The sequence below is a fragment of the Bacillus hominis genome, assembly GCF_018332515.1.
Taxonomy (GTDB): Bacteria; Bacillota; Bacilli; order Bacillales; family Bacillaceae_G; genus Bacillus_A; species Bacillus_A hominis.
In genome coordinates this window covers 13,559-36,966 of the sequence record NZ_BOQD01000075.1, presented here as the reverse complement: position 1 = coordinate 36,966, position 23,408 = coordinate 13,559, and the positions used below count along the sequence as shown (strand labels likewise).

Sequence of the window (23,408 nt, the reverse complement as noted above, 5' to 3'; positions counted from 1 at the left end):
TGTTTATCTTGTTTGTCTGGTTTACCTGGTCTGTCTTGTTTATCTTGCTTGTCTGGTTTACCTGGTCTGTCTTGTTTGTCCTGTTTGTCCTGCTTGTCCTGTTTGTCCTGTTTGTCCTGCTTGTCTTGTTTATCCTGTTTGTCTGGTTTAACCGGTCTGTCTTGTTTATCTTGTTTGTCTGTTTTACTTGGTTCGTCCTGTTTATCTTGCTTGTCTTGCGTATCTTCAGTGTCCTGTTTGTCTAGTTTATACGTGTTTGAATCTAATTCAGACCCCTCTTCATGTTTATACCATTTATTTTGAAACTGTATTCTATAAATCTTCATTCTATTCTTTTTTCTATGCTTTGGCATTGGAATCCCCTTTCAAAATACTTTATCTTATTCTATTCTATGTAATTTAATAGAGTGTGACTGGACAATAGTTAGACGAGTATCTTGAATAGGTATTTGTTTTTGATATGAGTCGAAATATTATATTTTTCGTTATTATATTTTCACGCTTTAAAAAAATTTAGTGTTTTTTTATTTTAAATACAACTAGACAACTAAACACTAATCTATTTTCATACAGTTATGTGTTAAAAGCGTGTTGTTTTATAACACACTGTGTGTTTTTTTGGTGACACACTGATTGAAAGCGGTAACACACAAATGAATTGCTCGAAAAAACGCTGATTTTAGGCGTTTTAAAAAGTTGGCACGCTAATTGCATTAATAAATAGCGTAAAGAAAAATAAAAAACATAAATTTTTTATACCACACAAGGGGGATTTATAAATGAATATTTTATTATGTTGTTCAGCAGGGATGTCTACAAGTTTACTAGTTACAAAAATGGAAGCGGCTGCAAAAGCTCGCGGTCTAGAAGGTAAGATCTGGGCTGTATCTGGGGATGCAGTAAAAAACAATATCGATCAAGCAGATGTATTATTATTAGGACCGCAAGTTCGTTACATGCTTTCTTCAATGAAAACGCTTGCTGATGAAAAAAGCGTTGGAATCGATGTTATTAACCCAATGCACTACGGCATGATGAATGGAGAAGCAGTTTTAGATCACGCATTAACACTTAAAAAATAATTAGGGGGGAAGCGAAATGCAAAAGTTTATTGCATTTATGGAGAAATATATTGTTCCTGTCGCTGGTAAAATCGGATCGCAACGTCACTTAGCTGCGATCCGTGATGGATTTATTGCAGTTATGCCACTTATTTTAGTTGGTGCACTTGCATCACTAATTAATGGTTTTCCATCTGAGGCTTTCCAAGATTTCATGAAAGGTTTGTTTGGTGAAACGTGGAAACAAGTTGGCGGTGGAATGTGGACCGGTTCTTTCGCAATTCTAGCACTAATCATAGCATTTACAACAAGTTATAACTTAGCAAAATCTTACGGCGTTGATGGTTTGTCAGCAGGTATTATTTCATTTGGTGCGTTAATTATTCTTACGCCAACAACACCGAAAGAAGGCGGATTGAACTTAGCTTGGACAGGTGCACAAGGGTTATTCGTAGCAATTATCGTAGCACTTCTTGTTACTGAAGTATTCCGTTTCTTTGTACAAAGAAACATTACTTTTAAAATGCCTGATGGAGTACCACCAGCAGTTTTAAGATCTTTCGCAGCTATAGTTCCAGCATTTGTTATTTTAACAGTAGTTGCTGGTATTCAATTAGCAGTGAAATTAGCTGGTACAAGTGTTCATGAATTTATCTTTAATACGATTCAATCACCACTGCAAAGTTTAGCAGGGACATTACCAAGTGCAATTATCATTGTAATCCTTGTTCATCTTCTTTGGTTCTTCGGTTTACATGGGCCAAATATCGTTGGTGGTATTATTGAGCCATTATACTTACCGGCATTAGAGAAAAATATGAATTTATTCAAAGGTGGTACATCTGCATTTGATGTTCCAAATATTATTACAAAACCATTCTTTGATACTTTCGTATACCTTGGTGGTTCTGGTGCAACATTAGCATTCTTAGTAGTGGTATTACTTGTAGCAAAAAGTGCACAACTACGTGGTGTATCGCGTCTATCAATTGGTCCAGGTGCATTCAACATTAACGAACCAGTAATCTTTGGTACACCAATTATTTTAAATCCAATTTTATTCTTACCGTTTATCCTAACACCAATTGTATTAGTAATTACTTCTTATACAGCTATATCTATTGGTTGGGTACCAAAAACAGTTGTGATGATTCCATGGGCAACACCACCAATTATTAGTGGTTATCTTGTAACAGGTGGACATATTTCTGGTGCGATTCTACAGTTATTTAACTTTGTAATTGCAATGGTAATCTATTATCCATTCGTTGTGTTATCTGACCGTTCAGTTGTTCGTACTGAAAAAGCAGCAGCACAAGGAAATAACAACTCTTTACCTATGTAACATAATAATTGTTCTCACAGACAACATTATCTGTGAGAACAATTACCTTTATATCATGTTCAAAAAGATGAGACCCATCTATAAGAACACCAAACTATCATTAATAAATTAATACTTTAATAGAAATGTTCAAACTGAAGGGGTATTTAAATCGGTTGAACCATAATAGAGAGGGCGGTAATTATGATGACTACAGCAGAACAAATTCCATTCCAATTGATTTTAAATAGTGGTAATGCACGAAGCTTTGCAATGGAGGCACTTCAATTTGCCAAACAGGGGAAAATGGCAGAAGCAGATGAAGCGATGGTAAAGGCGAAAGAAGCGATTAATGAAGCGCATCATTTCCAAACAGAGCTCATACAATCAGAAGCAAGAGGGGAAAAAACAGAGATTAGTGTTCTTTTAATTCATGCGCAAGATCATTTAATGAATTCTATTACAGTAAAAGAATTAGCAGCAGAATTTATTGACCTTTATAAAAAGCTAGAAGCGAAAGGGGAATAAAGCATGACTGGAATTAAAATTGCTACAATCGGCGGTGGATCTAGTTATACACCAGAGTTAATTGAAGGATTTATTAAACGTTATGATGAGCTTCCTGTTCGTGAAATTTGGTTAGTAGATATTGAGGCAGGAAAAGAGAAGTTAGAAATCGTTGGTAACTTAGCGAAACGTATGGTGAAAAAATCAGGTTTACCGATTGATATTCATTTAACACTTGATCGCCGTGAGGCATTAAAAGATGCTGATTTCGTAACAACGCAGCTTCGCGTTGGTTTATTAGAAGCTCGTGCAAAAGATGAAGCAATTCCATTAAAATATGATGTAATTGGTCAGGAAACGAATGGTCCTGGTGGTTTATTTAAAGCACTGAGAACGATTCCTGTTATTTTAGATATTTGTAAGGACATGGAGGAGCTATGTCCAAATGCATGGCTTATTAACTTCGCAAACCCGGCAGGTATGGTAACAGAAGCTGTACTTCGCTACACGAATATTCAAAGGGTAGTTGGTCTATGTAACGTTCCAATCGGAATTCGCATGGGTCTTGCAAGATTACTTGAAGTAGATGCAAGTCGCGTACACGTTGATTTCGCTGGTTTAAATCATATGGTATACGGATTAGATGTATACTTAGATGGAGTAAGCGTAATGGATCGAGTACTAGAACTTGTAACAGATCCAGAAAAGCAAATTACGATGGAAAACATTGCTGCGCTTAACTGGGAGCCAGACTTTATTCGCGGTCTTCGCGCTATTCCATGCCCGTACCATCGCTACTACTATAAAACACGTGAAATGTTAGAAGAAGAGAAAGAAGCTTCGATTGAAAAAGGTACACGTGCAGAAGTAGTAAAACAATTAGAAGATGATTTATTCGAGTTATATAAAGACCCGAATTTAGATATTAAGCCACCACAATTAGAAAAACGCGGCGGAGCTTATTATAGTGACGCAGCATGTAGCTTAATTACGTCTATTTACAATAATAAAGGTGATATCCAGCCTGTTAATACACGAAACAACGGAACAATTGCAAGCTTGCCACATGATTCGGCTGTTGAAGTGAACTGTATTATTACGAAAGAAGGTCCAAAACCAATTGCGGTTGGAGACTTACCGGTACCAGTTCGCGGTTTAGTACAGCAAATTAAATCATTTGAGCGCACAACAATTGAAGCTGCTATTACAGGGGATTATCATAAGGCGCTGCTTGCTATGACAATTAATCCACTTGTACCATCAGATAAAGTTGCAAAACAAATTTTAGATGAAATGTTGGAAGCACATAAAGAACATCTTCCACAATTCTTTAAGAAGATAGAGAAATAAAGCGGCGCTATTTAGCCCGCTTTTTTTAATTCTAGTAGGAGGTATTGCGATGATTAATCTAATTGTAAATGCAGATGATTTCGGTCTTACAGAAGGTACGAATTACGGAATTATTGATGGACATAAAAACGGGCTTGTAAATTCAACGACGATGATGATGAATATGCCAGGAACAGAGCATGCTGTGCGTTTAGCGAAAGAATATAAAACGTTAGGGGTAGGAGTGCATCTCGTATTAACAGCAGGAGAACCACTTTTAAAGGATGTACCATCACTTGTGAGTAGCGATGGATTGTTTCATAAACAAAGTGTTGTATGGGAAGGAAATATAAATCCAGAAGAGGTTGAAAGAGAGTGGACGGCTCAAATTGAGAAATTTTTGTCTTACGGTTTAACACCAACTCATTTAGATAGTCATCATCACGTGCATGGATTAACGCTTTTACACGACGTTCTTGAGAGATTAGGAAGTAAATACAATGTTCCAATTCGTCGTTGTGCGGAAGAGCGAGCGGTGCACCCATTTTCTGATGTGTTTTACAGTGATTTTTATGCTGACGGTGTGACGGAAGATTACTTTGTGAAGTTAAAAGAAAGAGTACAGGATGAACAAACGGTAGAAATTATGGTGCATCCAGCTTATATTGATCCAGAGCTTTTGAAACGTTCTTCTTATGTAATGGATCGCGTGAAAGAGTTGCGTATTTTAACGGAGAGCGAGTTACCAGAAGGAATAGAGCTTGTGAAGTTTTAATAAGAAAACGACGGTTAAATATGACCGTCGTTTTTTATGCTTACAAAATGGATAGAACATATCCACCGAAGAATCCGAGTATAACGATAATCCAAGGTGGTGTTTTCCAAAAAGCGAGTAAGCAAAATAGAAGAGAAGCAAAAACGAAATCTACAGAATTCATAATTGTACTCGTCCAAATTGGATCATAAAAAGCTGCTAGTAAAATACCGACAACGGCTGCATTTACTCCAAGTAGTGCGCCTTGTATGTAAGATACTCTCCTTACACTGTCCCAAAATGGTAAAACGCCAATAACGAGCAGGAAGGCAGGAAGAAAGATAGCGATTGTTGCGATTACTGCCCCGGCAGTTCCGTTTAACACTGCTCCTATATAAGAAGCGAATGTAAAGAGAGGACCTGGTACTGCTTGTGTTAATCCGTATCCAGCTAGAAATTGTTCTTTTGTCATCATTCCGTTTTGTACAAACTCACTTTCAAGAAGAGGAAGTACGACGTGTCCTCCGCCAAATACAAGTGCACCAGAGCGATAGAAGCTGTCGAATAAAGAGATGAAATAAGAGTACGGTCGTAACATTGGTAGCAGTATTAATAGCCCGAAGAATAAGACGAGACAAGACATAGCTACCATTTTTGAAATAGGTACGTTTATTTTATTTGCTTGGCTAATTGGCTGACCGCGATATAAAAACCAACCAATAAAGCCAGATACTATAATGAGAATGACTTGTGTCCAGCTACTTGGCCATAATAGGGCGATTGCGGCAGTTACAATCGCGATTGTTGCGCGGTTTCGGTCCGGTGTTAACTTTTGAGCCATTCCCCATATTGCATGAGCGACAATTGCGACCGCTACAAGTTTCAGTCCATGAATCCAGCCTGTACTTCCAAGTTCGAACTGGTTAAGGAAGGAAGCGAAGAAAACTAAAACGAGCACAGATGGTAGAGTGAATCCAATCCATGAAATAATTGCTCCTAATAATCCGCCGCGTAATAACCCAACGCCCATACCGACTTGGCTGCTAGCAGGGCCAGGAAGGAATTGACATAGCGCTACTAAGTCTCCGTAACTTCGTTCATCCATCCATTTTCTTTTTTGCACGTATTCGTGGTGGAAATAACCAAGATGGGCGACGGGACCACCGAATGAAGTAAGTCCTAATTTAAATGATACGAGAAAAATCTCTATTAATGATTGGAAAGAGCAGTTATTATTTTTCAAAATTTCCTCCTAGACTGTTTTTCTAAGTGCATTATACAAGAGGGAGTAAAGCGAAAGAAACGATTTTAATGTAAAGATTGTGTGAATCTTTTTGTAGGAATTAACAATTGAAAAAGTCATAAATGATTATGTCTAAACCATAAAGTAGTAGAAGTAGTGCTGGGAAATTTATATGAGGAGAATGCCCGTATGACAACACATTTCTTTGCTAGGTTAACAGGAAAGAGGGAAGTACCTCCTGTAAATACAGAAGCTTACGGTGTAACAGAGCTCATTTTTAGTGAAGATTTAAAGAAGTTGCAATATCGGGTTATATTAAAAAACATAAAAAAAATCACGTCATGCCAAATTCATTTAGGGAAAGCGAATCAAATTGGTCCAGCTGTTTTAAGTTTGTTTGGTCCGTTAGAGCAAGGAATTAGTGTGAATGAAGGAGTCGTTACTGGTGTAGCTAAAGTGGATGATTTTGAAGGGCCTTTACAGGGGAGAGCATTTGAAAGCTTGTTTCAAGAGATAATGCAAGCAAATGTATATGTAAATGTTTATACGAAATCTAATAAAAAGGGAGAAATAAGGGGGAGAATAAGGGAAGTAAAGAAGTAAGCGAAAAGGCTGTCCAAAAAATATTTTGGAACAGCCTTTTCTAATTATATAGAGTGCTACTATTGTTGATTATTGTCGGTAAATCAATATATTTTAAAAAACGCTAATATAATTTCAGTTGCTACGTACTAGGGTACTACTTGAAAATATCGCCTAGTTTAATTCTTTACAGGTTGATTTTTGATGAAGAAGTCCATTACATAAAATACTTCGTCATCTGGTATTTGTATTTCAAATGTATTTTCGATAGGTTGCAGTGCTTTTTTCACTTTCATATACATCCAGTACTCATCTTGTCTTCGTTTCTCTTTATCAGGATGAGGGAGGAGACTTTCGCCTTTTTGAAGACGATCAACCATACAGCTCATATGCAAAATCACACCCATTAAACTGTCGGGAGTTAGCTGTAAAGAAATCAATTCTTGAATTGTATTTAATGCATAACGAATTGTTTTAATAAGTAATGCCCCATCGTTACGCTGCATTTGTTGTTCAAGGATATCAGCCATTTTTGCATATGTTTCTTCATACGTAATCAATTCTTGAATTGGTTGAATAGCTGTGTAGTTCACAATGTCTTGGAAATGATATGTTAAGCAAGGTACTTGCACATCGAAATTTGTGACGATACAAATGATGTTACGTTCTTTCTTAATGTTCTCAATCATTTTCGTTAAATCTTTTTCATGAACGATGCTAATCGGAATAATTTCAATTAAGTCTTTATCAAAGCGTAAATAGTTTTCTAACATTTTTTGAATTGCTAAAGCACTTCCTTCGCCAGTTAAACAAGCTGTTAAAATCACGGATTTCATTGGCGACAGTGGCTTTTTCTTTTCTTCCTGTACGTTTAAATAGAACGGCGTTAAGTTCTTCACTGTTTCGTATAGTGCATCTAATGAATAGCCAAGCTGAGCTTTTCGAGCTGCTTCTAGTGCGTGCGGTGTGCTCGTCATTGAAAGGACACGTACAGGGATTTTGAATTCAGTTTCTAATATATCACCAATATAAGCGAGAGATCCCATATCAACAAGTAAGAGAAGCCCGTTTACATTTTGAAGTGTTTTCATATACACTTTAACGCGCTCTAAGAAATCTTTTGGCGATTCATGCAAGGGCATATCGATACCAGTTACTTCATCAATACCGAGAAGTTCGTTTGCAACGTTTGCCATTTCTGTTGCGATGCCATTACCGTGTGCTAATATTAATACTTTTACTTCTGTTTGTGAGGCAGGAATTGGATCAACAACGAAGAACATTGTTAAAAAGCCAGCTTCATCAATAGGCATTGTTATTTGTAATTCTTCTTCTAATAGCTGAATACATTGCATAGCTACGGAAAAAGCTTCTTTATGCTTCGTACGAATTTGATTTAATTGTGGGTGGTGAATTTGTTTCCCACCTTGCAAACGTTGTAGAGTTGTCTGTACATGTAAACTTAAAGCGAGAAACACTTTTTCATCAAAAGTCTTAGATAAATATTTTTCAGCTAGTTCCGCAATTTTTTCACATACGGAAACGATATTACGATCCACAATTTTAAACACATTTTCATGACTTGTTTTTTTAGATATTTGGTTAAAGTATTGGACGAAAAAGCTTTGAATATCATTTTCTATTAGTAATTCTAATTCTTCCTCTTCAATACCGCGTGCTTGAAGTTCTTCATATTTATAATCAATATAATCGTAAATAGAAGAGCGACTTTCTTCTGGTTCTATTGTATGCTTACTCCAACCTTCATCACCTGTAAATACAAATGTTTCATTTGGTATTTGATATAGATGACGGCTCTTTCTTTCAATAAATAATCCCTCTTTCATATACCAAGGTAAATCTGTACTTGAAACACAGACAGAATCACGTTTTTTTGTTACGAAATCAGAATAAGCTTTCGCACAGGCAATTTGTACGTCCGTTTTCAATTGGCCAATGTTATTTGGGCAATTGTAAAAGACGAAAGCGCGCATTGCATTTGGACTAACATGAATCTCTTTTCTTAGACGAATTGCTTCATTTATGAAAAACAGCTGTAGTAAAGCAAACCGTTCTTTATGTGTTCGCTCACGAAGTGGTGGAAGCGTAACGGTCATCGGAATACGTCTTGTAAATGTTTTTAATAAAAATGAATTTGGTTCTTCGGTTGTTGCAGTAATAATTAACACTCGTGCCTTACGTTCATTTTCCGTTTCTCCAAGGCGGCGGTATACTCCGCGATCAATAAATGTGAAGAGCATCTCTTGTCCTTCTGGAGGAAGGCGATGTACTTCATCTAAGAAAAGGATTCCTTCATGTGCTTTTTCAATTAATCCTTTTTGATCACTGGCACCTGTGTAAGCTCCTTTTTTTATCCCAAATAACTGTCCAAGTAGTAGTTGTGGATTGTTTGCATAATCAGCACAGTTAAAGACGATAAAAGGTGCATCTTTTGGAAGTTGTTCCACTTCAATTGCGTATTCGTGCATTAAAGAAGCGAACATCGATTTTCCGACACCAGTTTCTCCAAGTAGTAAAGTATGCATACCGTTTGGAGGGTAGAGAATAGAAGCTTTTGCTTTTTCAATAGCAATTTTTAGGCTTGTATTTTCAATAGCAAATGTATCTAATGAAGTGCCCTTTGTTGAATGCGTTTCCAATGAAGTGTTCGTTTCTATATAAAAACGGACAGGGCGTGTACTCGTTTTTAATAAACGATTATCTTTCACAAGCTTGTTTAAATCGCTACTAACATTTGCACGGTCTAACTGTAGAAGTGTAGCGAGTTCTGATGCTGTTACACCTTCTGTATAATTCCCTTTTTGTATTGCGTTAAAAATGAGATCTATTCGTTTCATTTCTATTCACCTCGAAACTTCATCACTACTTAAAATTCTACACAAAAATGAGAAGTGTGGGAAGAGAAAAATAAAGTGAAACTTTAATCAGTGGGGGTTTTGTTCATCCCCCACTGATTATTAGCCTTCACCAATCGGGCGTTTACGGGCAGCCCGACTCCCACCTAACTTCTTTGTTACAGCTGAATTTTGAGGTGGGAGTCTTACTGCCCGTTAACGCGGGATAAAACAGCTTTAGTACATATGTACTAAAGCTGTTACAATCTTGTGTCTTTCCAAAAATTCACTTCGAGATGGGAAGATGGATTATAGGGAAGTAGTTTATACCCTTGTGATTGCAAATAGTCAATTACTTTTGGGAGTATTTGCACTGTGACACTAGAATCATGCATTAAAATAACCTCTACTTGTTCATCGCTTTGATTTCGCACTCTTTCTAGTATTGCGGAAGGATTATCATAGCTTTTCCAGTCATATGTATCAATTGTCCAATCCCACATTTTATACTGGGCAGATACGAGTGCGTCGCGGTAATTCTTTTTTAAGTAAGGCATGCTACCGTATGGGACACGAACGAGATGTGTATTTAAATGTGTAACTTGCTGGACAATGTTTTTGGTTTGCTCCATTTCTGCAATTAAAACAGATGGATCGCCAGTATAAAGACGTTTTACATCATGTGACATACTATGGAGACCGATATAATGTCCATCTTTAATCAATCGCTCCATCGTTTTTTTATAATGTGGCACCTTTCCGCCAATAACGAAGAAAGTTGCTTTCCCGTTCTTCTCTTTTAAAATATTTAAAATTTGTGGTGTGTATTTATTTGGTCCGTCATCAAATGTTAAGTACGCAATTTTTTGTGTAGGAGAGGTAGTTTGAGTGCTTTGGTGATCTTCTGCTTGAATGTCTGTAGTTGCTTTTGTATTCGATGATGCGTACATAGTAATAGATAAAAATAAAATTATACATTGAAGTAATCGCTTGATCATAACATTCACCCTCAGTTTGACAATCAAGATGTAAAAAATTTGATATTTTCCTCATTATCTTCGCTATACGTATATCTTTCTCCAATAGAGGGACTCTCAAACAATCTATATTTTGGAAATAGGAAATAAGGAATAAAAAACAAAAAAATAGCATCCTCTTCCAAGAAAGAGGATGCTATTTGAATATTTCATAACAGTAAAGGCTATACTACAATTAGTCTTCGCGTTTTTTCACTTTTTTATAGAAGGAAATAATTGGTTTGTAACGTTCGTGTACAAGTCCGATTACTTCAGCAATGATTTCTGTAAAGAAGATTAAAACGAAAAGAAGAATAATGGATAACCATAATGTCGCACTACTGAAAATAATTGCATTTATACTAAAGAAAATACCAAATGCGTAAATAATTAGTACCGTTTTACGATGAGAGAATCCCATTGCAAGTAAGCGGTGATGTAAATGCGATTTATCTGGTGCTGAAATAGGTTTTTTATTAACGATACGGCGGATGATCGCAAATGTCGTATCAAATACAGGTACGCCTAAAATGATAACTGGAACGATAAAGCTGAATAACGTTACGCTTTTGTATAATCCAAGTAACGATATAACAGAAATACAGTATCCTAAAAATAGTGCTCCTGTATCTCCCATGAAAATCTTTGCTGGATGGAAGTTATAGAATAAAAATCCAATTGTACTTGCTAATGTAATCAGTGCTAGAGGCAAGATAATAGCCGCTCCAGTACCCCATGGACTAGTGAGGGCCATATATGCTAGCGTTGCAAGTACGATAGATGAAATCCCTGCGGATAATCCATCTAATCCATCAATTAAGTTGATGGCATTTGTAATACCTACAATCCAAAATACTGTAATTGGATAAGCTAGCCATCCGAGTTCAGTATCTCCAAGGATTGGAATATATAATACTTGCACTAATAATCCACTTTTTACAATCATGATGGCAACTAATAGTTGTCCACCGAATTTTACCTTCGCAGATAGTTCGTACATATCATCTAAAATCCCGATGATAACAATAATGATAGCACCTAAAGTTATCGATAGCATTCTTTGTTCGTACAATCCACCGACAACAAATCCTACAGCTACACCAATGAAAATTGCTAACCCACCAAGACGAGGCATAATTTTTTGGTGTACTTTACGCGCGTTTGGCTTATCTGTTGCTCCTATTTTAAAAGCTAATTTAATAACTAAAGGAGTAACGACGAGTACAGTGATGAAAGATGCCAAAATGGCATAAATCACTTGTGAGTCCATTAATACCCCACCCTTTATAGTTTAACGTAATTTTTTTAATCGTATTTATCTGAAAATTATGATGTTTATTTACAGGCTCATAACATATGGTATCACAAAAAGATTAGAATTCAATCTTTTTTTCTTTCGGCTGTAAAGGGGAGTGAATGGAATATATGACAATTGGATATGGAATGTTGTGTCGTTTGAGAAGGTTGATCTCATATTGTGGCTTGTAATATGACATTGTACTTCCCTCTCATATAGCGATGACTTTTGTTTCAGTATTATAAGTGTTGCACGTAAAAATGAGTAAGTTCCGTGTTAAAATGTGGGAATTTACATTTTGTATATATTGCATCATTTAACTTTACAAAATCTTAAAAAAGAATAAAAAAACAATTCATATAATAAAGAAGTGAAAGAGTTTTCTCATTCTTAGTGTGAGAGGGGGAAGCACAGGGAGAATTCTATGTATTCGTATATTTTCTTATGTATATTCCTGTGCGAAAGGAAAATGAAAATTACGATAATAGGTACCGGATATGTTGGATTGATTACAGGAGTAGGATTGGCGAGATTAGGACACTCGGTCACGTGTTTCGATATAAATAGTGAAAAAATTGAACGGATTAAACAAGGCAAGTTACCTATTTATGAATATGGATTAAATGAATTAATAAATGAAGCATACGAGAATAATCATTTAACGTTTACAGCAAGTAAATCAACGGCATTTAATGATGTAGAGTTTATATTTATTGCAGTTGGAACGCCGTCTTCATTAGATGGAACAGCAGATTTAACGTATATTCGTAGTGCTTGTGAGGATATTGGAACATATGTGAATAATGATATTATTGTTGTTACGAAAAGTACGGTTCCTGTAGGGACAAATGATGTAATGAGAAAATGGATTGAGGAGAAACTACAAGGTAGACATGAATTATATATTGTATCGAATCCAGAATTTTTAAGGGAAGGTTCTGGTATTTATGATTTTTTTCAGGGTGATCGTATTGTAATTGGAGCATGTAGTGAAGAAGCGGCAAGGAAAGTAGAGAATTTGTACAGCAAATTAAGCTTAAAAACGTATATTACAGATATTCGAAGTGCTGAGATGATTAAATATGCATCTAATGCTTTTTTAGCTACGAAGATTAGTTTTATTAATGAAATTTCTAATATATGTGAGCAAGTGGGTGCAGATATATTAGATGTAGCTACAGGGATGGGGATGGATAAGAGAATTGGTGCATCTTTTTTAAATGCCGGCATCGGATATGGAGGATCTTGTTTTCCAAAAGATACGAAAGCACTTGTGCAAATTGCAGGGAATGTTTCTCATGATTTTCGCTTGTTGAAAGCAGTCATTGAAGTGAATAATAAACAACAGTTGTTGTTAGTTGAAAAAGCGAAGAAAATTATAGATATGAAGAAGAAGCGAATCGCGGTTCTTGGTGCAGCATTCAAACCGAATACTGACGATATTAGGGAAGCGCCATCAATTATTATAATAGAAGAATTAATCAATATAGGTGCGGATGTGGTTGTATATGACCCGCAAGCTATTCAAAATGTAAGAGGTTTATTTGGAAATACGATACGATACGCTGAGTGTATAGATGAATCGATTAGAGAGGCGCATGTAGTTTTTATCGTAACAGAATGGGAATCAATTCGAAATTATCCGCTAGAAAAGTATGCACAGCTTATGAGGGAACCTATTCTATTTGATGGGAGAAATTGTTATACTAATGAGGATGCCGAGAAGCATGGATTAGATTATTACTCAGTTGGGCGAAAAGGCGTCTGTAATAGTAATGTTTCTCAGGTGCGTTAAAAAGTGTATTTTCACATGCATATTTTTATATGTAATAATAGAAGTTGTAACTAGTGAAAGAAAAGAGGCAATGAAATGACTGAACGTTTAAAAGTAATGACAATTTTCGGGACACGACCAGAAGCAATTAAAATGGCACCTCTTGTATTAGAGTTGCAAAAGCACCCAGAAAAAATCGAATCGATTGTGACTGTAACAGCACAACACCGTCAAATGTTAGATCAAGTATTAAATATCTTTGGAATTACGCCAGATTTCGATTTGAATATCATGAAAGATCGTCAAACGTTAATTGATATTACAACACGTGGTTTAGAAGGTTTAGATAAAGTAATGAAAGAAGCGAAGCCTGATATCGTACTTGTGCACGGCGATACAACAACGACATTTATTGCAAGCTTAGCTGCTTTCTATAATCAAATTCCAGTAGGACATGTTGAAGCAGGACTTCGTACATGGGATAAGTATTCTCCATATCCAGAAGAGATGAATCGCCAACTAACAGGTGTAATGGCGGATCTTCATTTCTCACCTACAACAAAATCAGCAACGAACTTACAAAAAGAAAATAAAGATGGGTCACGTATTTTCGTAACAGGAAATACAGCAATCGATGCACTGAAGACAACTGTAAAAGAAACTTATAGTCATTCGGTGTTAGAGAAACTTGGAAATGATCGTCTTGTACTTATGACAGCACATCGTCGTGAAAACTTAGGGGAGCCAATGCGTAATATGTTCCGTGCAATTAAGCGTCTTGTTGATAAGCACGAAGATATACAAGTTGTGTATCCTGTTCATATGAATCCTGTTGTTCGCGAAATAGCGAATGATATTTTAGGCGAGCATAGCCGCATTCATTTAATTGAACCGTTAGATGTAATTGATTTCCATAACGTTGCAGCTCGTTCATACTTAATGCTAACTGATTCTGGTGGTGTACAAGAGGAAGCACCATCACTAGGTGTACCAGTTCTTGTCCTTCGTGATACGACGGAACGCCCAGAAGGTATCGAAGCAGGTACGCTGAAATTAGCAGGAACAGATGAAGAGACAATCTTTGGTCTTGCTGATGAGTTGTTATCTGATAAAGAAGCTCATGATAAGATGACAAAAGCATCTAACCCTTACGGCGATGGCCGTGCATCAGAACGTATTGTAGAAGCGATTTTACAACATTTCAACAAGTAGAGTGAAACTTTAATAAATATGGTTTTCATCTTCTGTTTATTATTGGCCCACAACAATTGGGTGAAATAAAAAGAGCCAAATCGTATGCGATTTGGCTCTTTTTTTATTCATGATTCCTCATAATCCACTCTGCATGAGCATTTGTAGAAGGGGGAGGAGGTGGTGGTGTTTTGTTCTCGCTCGGTTCCTTCTTTGGCTTTGCGCTGGAGTTAGAATTTGAATCGGAATTTGTATTCTCATTTTTCGTAGTCTCTGTTGGGGCTTTTTCTTTTTCCCCTAGTTCTTTTTCAATTTCCTTACGTACCGTTTCTACACTAATTGGATCCGGAAGGAAGTAATAAATACCACCTATTTTTTTGTCTTCTCCTTCAATCTTTAACGTTTGTATTGTAGAAGGATCAAATCCAGAGAGTTTATTGTAAAGAGCAAGTCCGTCTGAAATAGGAATGTCGGTTTTTATATATTTTCCAACGACCGTCGTTAAATCTTTAATTTTAAATACAGTAGAGGCCGAATTTAGCTTTTGAGCAACAGCGGCTAGTAATTGTCTTTGTCTAGCTGCTCGACCATAATCGCCATTTGGATCTTGCTTTCGCATACGGACGTAAGCGAGTGCTTCTTCACCGTTTAAGTTTTGCTGCCCCTGCTTAAATTGAATTTTTTTGTAGTAATCCACGTCAGAACGTTCCCAAAAATCGAAGGGAACATCGACTGTAACACCGCCAACAGCATCAACGATACCTTTAAAGCCTTGGAAATCAATTTTAATATAGTGATCGACTGGAACTTTTAGAAACCCTTCGACTGTTTTGATTGCCATTTTCTCTCCGCCATAAGCATGTGCAGCGTTGATTTTATCTTCTTTATTTTTGCCAACAATTGGAACGCGACTATCACGAGGAATACTCATAAGCGAAACCTTTTGAGTTTTCGGATTGACTGTCGCAAACATTAATGAGTCTGTACGACCATTTTGACCGTCTGTTGCATAATCCTCTATACCCATAATGAGGATTGTAAAAGGTTCTTTTGTAATTTCTACATCTTCGGTTCTTAAATCAGATTTTTCACGGTTAAATCCACTGTACATCCCCATGAGAGAAGAGTAGGAATTTAACATATAAAGTCCTACGCTACCAAATAAAAATGCGAAAATAAGAAGGAAGAAAAATTTTCTTCTACGTTTCTTTTTTATTCTGCTATTTTGGAGATGATAATAACGTTCTTCCATATATAATCTCCTTAGTTCATTTGTAGGGAATTAATTCACTACATTAATCTTTAAAGACGATACGTTAGCTATTCTTAGTTAACATCTTGTTCTAAGTACAACATATCTTCTTCTTTAATTGTACATTTCCCGTTTGTTAGTTCAATCATCCAATTTGTGAATGGTTGTTTTTTGTCCTCTTCTACATATGTATCAAATGTGACATTTTCTAGATAATGTATATCTTTAATGGCATATTCTGAATTGCGTAATTCATTTTCTATCTTGCCAAGTAAAGTGTAATCAATTTCTGTTTGCATAACGCGCATTAGTTTTCGCTGGACAACGCCTACATGGTTAAGACCTTCACTTGTGCATTTTCCATATGCACGAATTAATCCGCCAGCACCAAGTTTAATGCCGCCAAAATAGCGCGTAGCGACAACGACAGTATCTTTTAGACCTCGTTTTTTTAATACCTCTAACATAGGTACACCAGCTGTGCCGCTTGGTTCACCGTCATCGTTTGCCTTTTGAATTTGATCTTGTTCACCGATTAAATATGCGGAACAATTATGTGTTGCATTCCAATGCTGTTTTTTTATTTTTTGTATAAATGCTTGAGCTTCCTCTTCAGTTGTGGCGCGACTCACATAGCAAATGAATCTTGATTTTTGAATGACAATTTCGTGCTCGCCGTAGCCTTTAATTGTTAAATATTGTAATAACAATGATATACGCCCCTATCTTTCAAAATGACTAGTACTTTACATTTTAAAAGCGGTCGTTTTTATATTCAAACATTTTTTATAAATATGTTGAAATTTTTGATGAGTATTTTATCTTTTTGTTGTAATTTGTCGAGCGGGTGATTGCAGTTTCTAATCGGCATTTTTATGTATGGATGCACCTTTTCTAGTTTTCGTGTAAAATTAGGGGATAAAAATTTTTTATAAGGCAGGTACGAAAATGAAAACAGCTATTGTTACTGATAGTACAGCATATATACCGAAGCATATTCGTGACGAACTGAATATATATATGATTTCATTAAACGTTGTGTTTGGAACGGAATCTTATCAAGAAGAAGCTGAAATTTCAGCAAATGATTTTTATGTAAAAGTACGTGAACAGGAAGAACTTCCGAAAACTTCGCAGCCGGCGATTGGAAAGTTTTTAGAGTTATATGAGGAATTATCTAAAGAATATGATGCAGTTATTAGTATTCATCTTTCAAGTGGAATTAGTGGTACATATCAAACAGCAACGACAGCTGGCCAGATGGTAGATGGTATTGATGTATATACGTATGACTCTGAAATCAGTTGTGAAGTACAAGGGTTTTTCGTACGTGAAGGTGCGAAATTAGCAAGTGAAGGGAAGGCACCAGAAGAGATTATCGCTCGCTTTGATGAAATGAAGCAAACGATGGATGCTTATTTTGTAGTGGATGACTTACATCATTTACAACGTGGTGGAAGATTAAATAGCGCGCAAGCTTTCATCGGTAGCTTGTTACAAGTAAAACCAGTATTATACTTTAGAGATAAAGTAATTATTCCATTCGAAAAAATTCGTACGCGTAAAAAAGCGTTAAAGCGTATCGTTGAAATCTTTGATGAGCAGGCAAATAAAGGTGTGCCTATGGAAGCTGTTATTATTCATGCGAATCGTGAAGAAGAAGCTAATGAATGGAAACAAGAATTAGAAGAGATATACCCTCATGTTACAATTCGCACGAGTTATTTCGGAGCTGTAATTGGGACGCATTTAGGTGAAGGTGCGCTTGGTTTAGGCTGGTATACGAAGTGATAAAGATATAAAAGCTCTCTTACTTGAAGAGGGTTTTTTTACGGATGTTTTACGAAAATTTGACAAGTTAATATTTGGAAATGGTAAAATGTACGTAAAATTAAATAATGAGGAAAGTTTTATTACTTACTTTTTACAAGAAACTATTTTATAATAGAAGAGAGGTGAAACATATGGAGCATAATTCTTGTTTATGTCCAAAGTTTGAGTCAGCTTTTACAATGCTTAGTAAGAAATGGACTGGCTTAATTATTAAATCTTTGCTTGAAGAGCCGAAACGTTTCAGAGAAATCGCAGATATTATACCGAATATGAGCGATCGTATGTTGTCAGAACGTTTAAAGGAATTAGAAGGTGAAGGTATTGTAGTTCGTAATGTTTATCCAGAAGTACCAGTTAGAATCGAGTACGGTGTAACTGATAAAGGGAAAGCGTTGGAAAGTGTTATGGATGAGGTCCAAAATTGGGCTGAAAAATGGATGAAGTAACGTTTCTATCTCATTCATATTGGAGTATTTTCAAAACGTAAGGGATTCCCTTACGTTTTTTTCAATTCTATAAAAAACGGCGTAAGGCTCTTGAAATTCTACATATATATACAAATTTAGATATACTTTGCTATAGAGATAAATGTAATATTACATTTATTTTACAAAACCGTAACATTAGCAAAAAAACTCCCGAATTATGGTATAAATTTTATAGGTTATATACGGAAAAAGAAAAGGAAAGCGGTGTAAAAAATAAAATGAAAAAGCTAAAAATGGCATCTTGCGCACTAGTTGCAGGGTTAATGTTTTCAGGACTAACACCAAATGTATTTGCAGAAGATAAAATTTCTGACGTGAAATCACAAATTAACGCACAAAATGATACTTTACATAAACAACAACAAGAACGTGATGAATTACAAAAGCAAATGAATGACTTAAACAAAACAATCCAAGGTTTGGATAAGTCTGTTCAAGAGAACGCTTCAAAACTTGATGAAACAACAAAAAAAGTTTCTGATACAGAGCAATTAATCGAAAATAAAAATAAAGATATTGCAGAACTACAAACAAAGATTGCAAAACGTGAAGAGTTATTAAGAAAACGTTTAGTTGCACTACAAGAACAACCGAACACGAACGTTGTAACAGAAGTGCTTGTAAACTCTAAAAATATTGCAGATTTAGTTGATCGTTTAAATTCTGTGTCTAAAATTCTTGCGTCTGACGAAGATATTATGAAAACTCAACAAGAAGATCAAACGAACGTGAAAAAAGATGTTGAGACAGTAAAAGAAAAACAAAAAGAATTAAAAGAAGCACAAGCTCAAATTGAAACTGCTAAGAAAGAACTTGACGCTGAAAAAGCGAAAAAAGAAACTGCAGTAAACGATTTAAGCGGTAAAATGGATACAGTTGTAACTACAATGACAAGTACGGAAGGTCAATTGAAAGAGCTTGAGAAACAAGCACTACAATTACAACGTATTGCTGAACAGGAAGCGCAAGAAAAAGCTGCACAAGAAGCCGCTGCTCAAAAACAAGCAGAACAAGCTGCTCAACAAGCTGCTCAACAAGCTGCACCAGCGCAAGCGCCTGCACAGCAAGCTGCTCCGGCAAATAATGCTGGACAAGCTCAAAAAGAAGAGCCTAAAAAAGAAAAGCCAGCACCAGCGCCAGCACCAGCACCAGCTTCAAATGCGGGTGGCGTAATTGGTAAAGCACAACAATACTTAGGTTTACCATATGTTTGGGGAAGTGCATCTCCATCAAACGGTGGTTTTGACTGTAGTGGATTCATTTCTTACGTATTTGGTGTAGGTCGTCAAGACGTTGCAGGTTACTGGAACTCAGTTTCTAAAGTAAGTAGCCCACAACCTGGAGATTTAGTATTCTTCCAAGGTACTTATAAACCAGGTCCATCTCACATCGGTATTTACGTTGGTAACGACCAAATGATTCATGCTGGTGATAAAGGGATTGCTTACTCTAGCTTAAGCAGTAGCTACAACCAAAAACATTTCTTAGGATACGGTAGATTCTAGGATTTATAATTGAATAAAAAACGTGTATAAAGTCGATAGCTTACTATTTTATAAGTAGGTTATCGGCTTTTTTGAGTTTTTACGAGATAAAGAGAAGGATTTATAGTAGTGCTGGAGGTGGTTGATGATGTTAGCTGGTAGACAGTTACTGTTAGAAGAACTTTCTTCAGATTTGCAGGATAAATTGGATCACTTGAAAAAGAATCGAGACGTCGTTTGTGTACAAGGGGTAATTAAGAAATCTTCAAAATATATGTGCCAGCGCTGCGGAAATATAGAGCAGCGATTATTTGCATCATTTCTATGTAAAAGGTGCAGTAAAGTATGTACGTATTGCCGGAAATGCATAACACTGGGCAGGGTAAGTGAATGTGCTGTACTTGTTCGTGGATTTGCTGAAATAAGCGGAGAAAATTATTTGAATCCGTTACAGTGGGAAGGTGTTTTGTCTGCTGGACAGGAATTGGCTGCAAAAGGTGTTGTTACTGCTGTTAAGCGGAAAGAATCATTCTTTATTTGGGCTGTGTGCGGGGCTGGGAAGACGGAAATGTTGTTTTATGGAATTGCAGAGGCACTTCAAAAGGGAGAGAGAGTTTGTATTGCGACGCCGAGAACAGATGTTGTACTTGAATTAGCACCAAGGTTACAAGAAGTGTTTCCGGATATAAATGTAGCAGCTTTGTATGGAGGGAGTTTAGATCGTGAAAAAGATGCAGCGTTAGTCGTTTCGACTACGCATCAATTGTTACGTTACTATAAAGCGTTCCATGTCATGATTGTAGATGAGGTAGATGCTTTTCCATATCATGCAGATAAGATGTTACATTACGCAGTAAAACAAGCAATGAAAGAGAAAGCGGCACGTATTTATTTAACTGCAACTCCAGATGAAAAGTGGAGGCGTAAATTGCGGAATGGTAAGCAAAAAGGGGTTATTATTTCAGGACGTTATCATCGTCATCCATTGCCAGTCCCGATATTTCGATGGTGCGGAAATTGGAAAAAGGGTCTTATGCGTAAAAAAATTCCTCGTGCTTTATTACAATGGTTAAATATGTACTTATCTAAACGATACCCCATTTTTCTATTTGTTCCTCATGTGCGATATGTAGAAGAAATTAGCCAGTTATTAAAATCATTAAACAATCAAATTGACGGTGTGCATGCAGAAGATCCGGTGAGAAAAGAGAAGGTAGCAGCTTTCAGAAAGGGAGAAATCCCTTTATTAATTACAACGACGATTTTGGAACGAGGGGTGACTGTGAAGAATTTACAAGTAGCAGTTTTAGGAGCGGAGGAAGAAATATTTTCAGAAAGTGCTCTCGTTCAAATTGCAGGACGAGCGGGTAGAAGCTTTGAGGAACCAAATGGAGAGGTCGTTTATTTTCATTATGGAAAGACAGAGGCTATGGTGCGTGCGAAAAAACATATTCAAAGTATGAATAGAAATGCTAAAGAACAAGGATTGATAGATTGATGCATTGTCTACTTTGTGATGAGTATATTTCATACGCGATTAGTTGGTGTACTTTTTTTGTTAAGCTTCATAAGAAGTGTATATGCGATAGATGTGAGCGGAAACTTTCCTATATTATAGGAGATATTTGCATGGAGTGTGGTCGGCCCTTAGAACTTGTACCAGCTGAATATAAAAACGGGGATATTTGCACGGATTGCATAAGGTGGACGAACGAGCAGAGGTTTCCGTCTCTCATAAATCGTTCGTTGTATGTGTATGATGAAGGGATGAAAGAAATATTAGCACAGTTTAAATTTCGAGGAGATGCTGAATTAGTGCATATTTTTCATCAACCTTTTCGAAGTCTTTTTCAAAAACATTTTGCGAATGTTTCGGCTGTTATTCCGGTCCCCCTTAGTGAAGAGAGAGAATACGAGCGTGGTTTTAATCAAGCTGAGTTACTAGCTTCTTGTTTACCTATCAAAATGTTTTGTACATCATTAAGAAGAATCGAAACAGAAAAACAAAGTAAGAAGAAGCGTAAAGAAAGGATATCTGGAGTTAATCCTTTTTATTTTCAGGGAGAAGAGATGTTTCATGAGCAACATGTTTTAATTGTGGATGATGTGTATACGACGGGAATTACTGTTAGGCAAATTGGAAGCCTTTTGTATGATCGAGGAGCGAGAGAGGTTTCTTGTTTGACGCTTTGTAGAGGTTAATATGTGAATGTCGAAAGGAATAATAAAAAGACGACAGATCTTCTTTGACTTACAGTCTTGTCATTCGTTATAGTCAAAATATGGGGCGAATGTCCTGATTTTAAGAGTGAAGGGAATGGAATGAACATGCAAGGACGAGTAAAATGGTTCAATGCAGAAAAGGGATTTGGGTTTATTGAGCGTGAAGATGGTGACGATGTGTTTGTTCATTTTTCTGCTATTCAACAAGATGGGTATAAGTCGTTAGAAGAAGGTCAACAAGTGGAGTTTGATATTGTTGATGGAGCACGAGGACCACAAGCGGCTAATGTTGTGAAACTGTAAAAATTAAGTTTTTGGAAAAGATAGAGCTGTATTTTTAGCGGCATTATATAGATGGTGAAAGCTCTTGCTCGTAACAAGGGCTTTTTTGTTGTGGGGAAGTTGTCAAAAAGTTGTTTCTTTTCTGTAACGAATTGTCCACAGTTACATTCGTTATTCACGATGTTAATAGGATAAAATAAAGATAGAAACGATGCATCTTTTCATTTCAACAAAAAACGATAAAAAAATCGCAATTCCACTAATTTTTTAAAAAAATTAGAAGGAGTTTTTAAGCCAATGTCGAAATTATAGTACATAGGCTTGAAAGGAGGAATTCATCTATGAAGTTCAACATTCGTGGTGAAAATATTGAAGTAACTCCAGCATTAAAGGAATATGTAGAGAAAAAACTAAGTAAATTAGAGCGTTATTTTGATACATTCCCAGAGATTAAGGTTAATTTAAAAGTATACTCTGACAAGCAACGTATCGAGGTAACAATTCCATTTACAGATTTATTACTTCGTGCAGAAGAAACAAATAGCGATATGTACGCTGCGATTGATTTAGTAGTTGATAAAATTGAGCGACAAATTCGTAAACATAAAACAAAAGTAAACCGTAAATTACGTGAAAAGGGTTCTGTTAAAACTAATTTTATCCTTCCAGAAGCAGAAGCAGTAGCTGTTATGGATGAGGTAGAAGAGGATGAATTAGAACTTGTACGTACAAAACGATTCGATTTAAAACCGATGGACGTTGAAGAAGCGATTTTACAAATGGATATGCTAGGACATAATTTCTTCGTCTTCACAAATGCGGATACAAATGAAACTAATGTTGTATATGGCCGTAAAGACGGGAAATATGGTTTAATCGAAACAAAATAATCATTCAAAAGCGTAGCCGAATG

General features: G+C 36.3%; 21 protein-coding genes and 1 pseudogene. 15 read left to right on the top strand and 7 right to left on the bottom strand.

Going from position 1 to position 23,408, the window contains the following annotated elements:
* Nucleotides 1-353 (bottom strand): annotated as a pseudogene (locus KI356_RS09090) (polyamine aminopropyltransferase); the annotation flags it as partial.
* Between the two features lie 426 nt (nucleotides 354-779).
* Here KI356_RS09090 and KI356_RS09085 point away from each other — a divergent pair.
* The 5 genes from KI356_RS09085 (at nucleotide 780) to chbG (ending at nucleotide 4,996) form a co-directional block, all read left to right on the top strand.
* The gene (locus KI356_RS09085) at nucleotides 780-1,082 is read left to right on the top strand and encodes a PTS sugar transporter subunit IIB (protein ID WP_002123966.1); all 303 of its coding nucleotides are present in this window, start codon (nucleotides 780-782) and stop codon (nucleotides 1,080-1,082) included.
* 16 nt (nucleotides 1,083-1,098) lie between these two features.
* Nucleotides 1,099-2,406, top strand: a complete 1,308-nt coding sequence (gene celB / locus KI356_RS09080) for a PTS cellobiose transporter subunit IIC (protein ID WP_128281818.1) — start codon at nucleotides 1,099-1,101, stop codon at nucleotides 2,404-2,406.
* A gap of 183 nt (nucleotides 2,407-2,589) precedes the next feature.
* Nucleotides 2,590-2,913, top strand: a complete 324-nt coding sequence (locus tag KI356_RS09075; protein WP_000989054.1) for a PTS lactose/cellobiose transporter subunit IIA — start codon at nucleotides 2,590-2,592, stop codon at nucleotides 2,911-2,913.
* Nucleotides 2,914-2,916: 3 nt separating this feature from the next.
* The gene (gene celF / locus KI356_RS09070; protein ID WP_002123970.1) at nucleotides 2,917-4,242 is read left to right on the top strand and encodes a 6-phospho-beta-glucosidase; all 1,326 of its coding nucleotides are present in this window, start codon (nucleotides 2,917-2,919) and stop codon (nucleotides 4,240-4,242) included.
* A 49-nt stretch (nucleotides 4,243-4,291) separates the two neighbouring features.
* Nucleotides 4,292-4,996, top strand: a complete 705-nt coding sequence (gene chbG / locus KI356_RS09065; RefSeq protein ID WP_128281819.1) for a chitin disaccharide deacetylase — start codon at nucleotides 4,292-4,294, stop codon at nucleotides 4,994-4,996.
* A 40-nt stretch (nucleotides 4,997-5,036) separates the two neighbouring features.
* Here chbG and KI356_RS09060 read toward each other — a convergent pair whose 3' ends face one another.
* Nucleotides 5,037-6,218 carry a chromate transporter gene (locus KI356_RS09060; RefSeq protein ID WP_212935284.1) on the bottom strand — a complete coding sequence of 394 codons (1,182 nt, stop codon included), beginning with the start codon at nucleotides 6,216-6,218 and terminating at the stop codon, nucleotides 5,037-5,039.
* Nucleotides 6,219-6,407: 189 nt separating this feature from the next.
* Between KI356_RS09060 and exsM the strand changes: the two genes are divergently transcribed.
* Complete coding sequence (gene exsM, locus KI356_RS09055; RefSeq protein ID WP_128281821.1) at nucleotides 6,408-6,821, top strand: exosporium regulatory protein ExsM; 414 nt, start codon at nucleotides 6,408-6,410, stop codon at nucleotides 6,819-6,821.
* Nucleotides 6,822-6,979: 158 nt separating this feature from the next.
* Here exsM and KI356_RS09050 read toward each other — a convergent pair whose 3' ends face one another.
* The 3 genes from KI356_RS09050 to tagO all read right to left on the bottom strand — a co-directional run bounded on the left by KI356_RS09050 (nucleotide 6,980) and on the right by tagO (nucleotide 11,941).
* On the bottom strand, nucleotides 6,980-9,658 hold the full coding sequence (locus KI356_RS09050) for a sigma-54-dependent transcriptional regulator (RefSeq protein WP_128281822.1): 2,679 nt from the start codon (nucleotides 9,656-9,658) through the stop codon (nucleotides 6,980-6,982).
* 257 nt (nucleotides 9,659-9,915) lie between these two features.
* A complete protein-coding gene (locus KI356_RS09045; protein ID WP_212935283.1) occupies nucleotides 9,916-10,653 on the bottom strand; it encodes a polysaccharide deacetylase family protein in 738 nt (245 codons plus the stop codon).
* Nucleotides 10,654-10,867: 214 nt separating this feature from the next.
* Nucleotides 10,868-11,941, bottom strand: a complete 1,074-nt coding sequence (tagO, locus tag KI356_RS09040) for a UDP-N-acetylglucosamine--undecaprenyl-phosphate N-acetylglucosaminephosphotransferase TagO (protein WP_002123982.1) — start codon at nucleotides 11,939-11,941, stop codon at nucleotides 10,868-10,870.
* Between the two features lie 451 nt (nucleotides 11,942-12,392).
* Here tagO and KI356_RS09035 point away from each other — a divergent pair, with 451 nt between their 5' ends.
* Both KI356_RS09035 and wecB read left to right on the top strand, forming a co-directional pair.
* Nucleotides 12,393-13,763: a UDP-glucose dehydrogenase family protein gene (locus KI356_RS09035; protein WP_128281824.1), complete on the top strand. Its 1,371-nt coding sequence runs from the start codon at nucleotides 12,393-12,395 to the stop codon at nucleotides 13,761-13,763.
* A 75-nt stretch (nucleotides 13,764-13,838) separates the two neighbouring features.
* Nucleotides 13,839-14,954 (top strand): non-hydrolyzing UDP-N-acetylglucosamine 2-epimerase, encoded by a 1,116-nt coding sequence (wecB, locus tag KI356_RS09030; protein ID WP_002123986.1) that lies wholly within the window; start codon nucleotides 13,839-13,841, stop codon nucleotides 14,952-14,954.
* Nucleotides 14,955-15,057: 103 nt separating this feature from the next.
* On the opposite strand, the gene KI356_RS09025 is transcribed toward wecB, so the two are convergent.
* Together KI356_RS09025 and KI356_RS09020 are read right to left on the bottom strand one after the other, a co-directional pair.
* Nucleotides 15,058-16,185: an LCP family protein gene (locus tag KI356_RS09025; protein ID WP_212935282.1), complete on the bottom strand. Its 1,128-nt coding sequence runs from the start codon at nucleotides 16,183-16,185 to the stop codon at nucleotides 15,058-15,060.
* Between the two features lie 74 nt (nucleotides 16,186-16,259).
* On the bottom strand, nucleotides 16,260-16,895 hold the full coding sequence (locus tag KI356_RS09020) for a YigZ family protein (RefSeq protein ID WP_212935281.1): 636 nt from the start codon (nucleotides 16,893-16,895) through the stop codon (nucleotides 16,260-16,262).
* Between the two features lie 238 nt (nucleotides 16,896-17,133).
* On the opposite strand from KI356_RS09020, the gene KI356_RS09015 reads away from it, so the two are divergent.
* From KI356_RS09015 to hpf, 7 genes are all read left to right on the top strand, one after another.
* Nucleotides 17,134-17,976: a DegV family protein gene (locus tag KI356_RS09015; protein ID WP_002123993.1), complete on the top strand. Its 843-nt coding sequence runs from the start codon at nucleotides 17,134-17,136 to the stop codon at nucleotides 17,974-17,976.
* A 173-nt stretch (nucleotides 17,977-18,149) separates the two neighbouring features.
* Nucleotides 18,150-18,464, top strand: coding sequence for a winged helix-turn-helix transcriptional regulator (locus KI356_RS09010; protein ID WP_002089608.1), 315 nt, complete (start codon nucleotides 18,150-18,152; stop codon nucleotides 18,462-18,464).
* Between the two features lie 260 nt (nucleotides 18,465-18,724).
* A complete protein-coding gene (locus KI356_RS09005) occupies nucleotides 18,725-20,011 on the top strand; it encodes a C40 family peptidase (protein WP_238486186.1) in 1,287 nt (428 codons plus the stop codon).
* Between the two features lie 127 nt (nucleotides 20,012-20,138).
* Nucleotides 20,139-21,488, top strand: coding sequence for an ATP-dependent helicase ComFA (gene comFA, locus KI356_RS09000; RefSeq protein ID WP_212935280.1), 1,350 nt, complete (start codon nucleotides 20,139-20,141; stop codon nucleotides 21,486-21,488).
* Complete coding sequence (locus tag KI356_RS08995) at nucleotides 21,488-22,192, top strand: ComFC family protein (RefSeq protein ID WP_212935279.1); 705 nt, start codon at nucleotides 21,488-21,490, stop codon at nucleotides 22,190-22,192. The genes comFA and KI356_RS08995 overlap by 1 nt, the downstream gene beginning before the upstream one ends.
* Nucleotides 22,193-22,318: 126 nt before the next feature.
* Entirely contained in the window at nucleotides 22,319-22,516 is a 198-nt protein-coding gene (cspC, locus tag KI356_RS08990; RefSeq protein WP_001990088.1) for a cold shock protein CspC, read from the top strand.
* 320 nt (nucleotides 22,517-22,836) lie between these two features.
* On the top strand, nucleotides 22,837-23,385 hold the full coding sequence (gene hpf / locus KI356_RS08985) for a ribosome hibernation-promoting factor, HPF/YfiA family (protein ID WP_002123998.1): 549 nt from the start codon (nucleotides 22,837-22,839) through the stop codon (nucleotides 23,383-23,385).
* Nucleotides 23,386-23,408 lie beyond the last annotated feature (23 nt).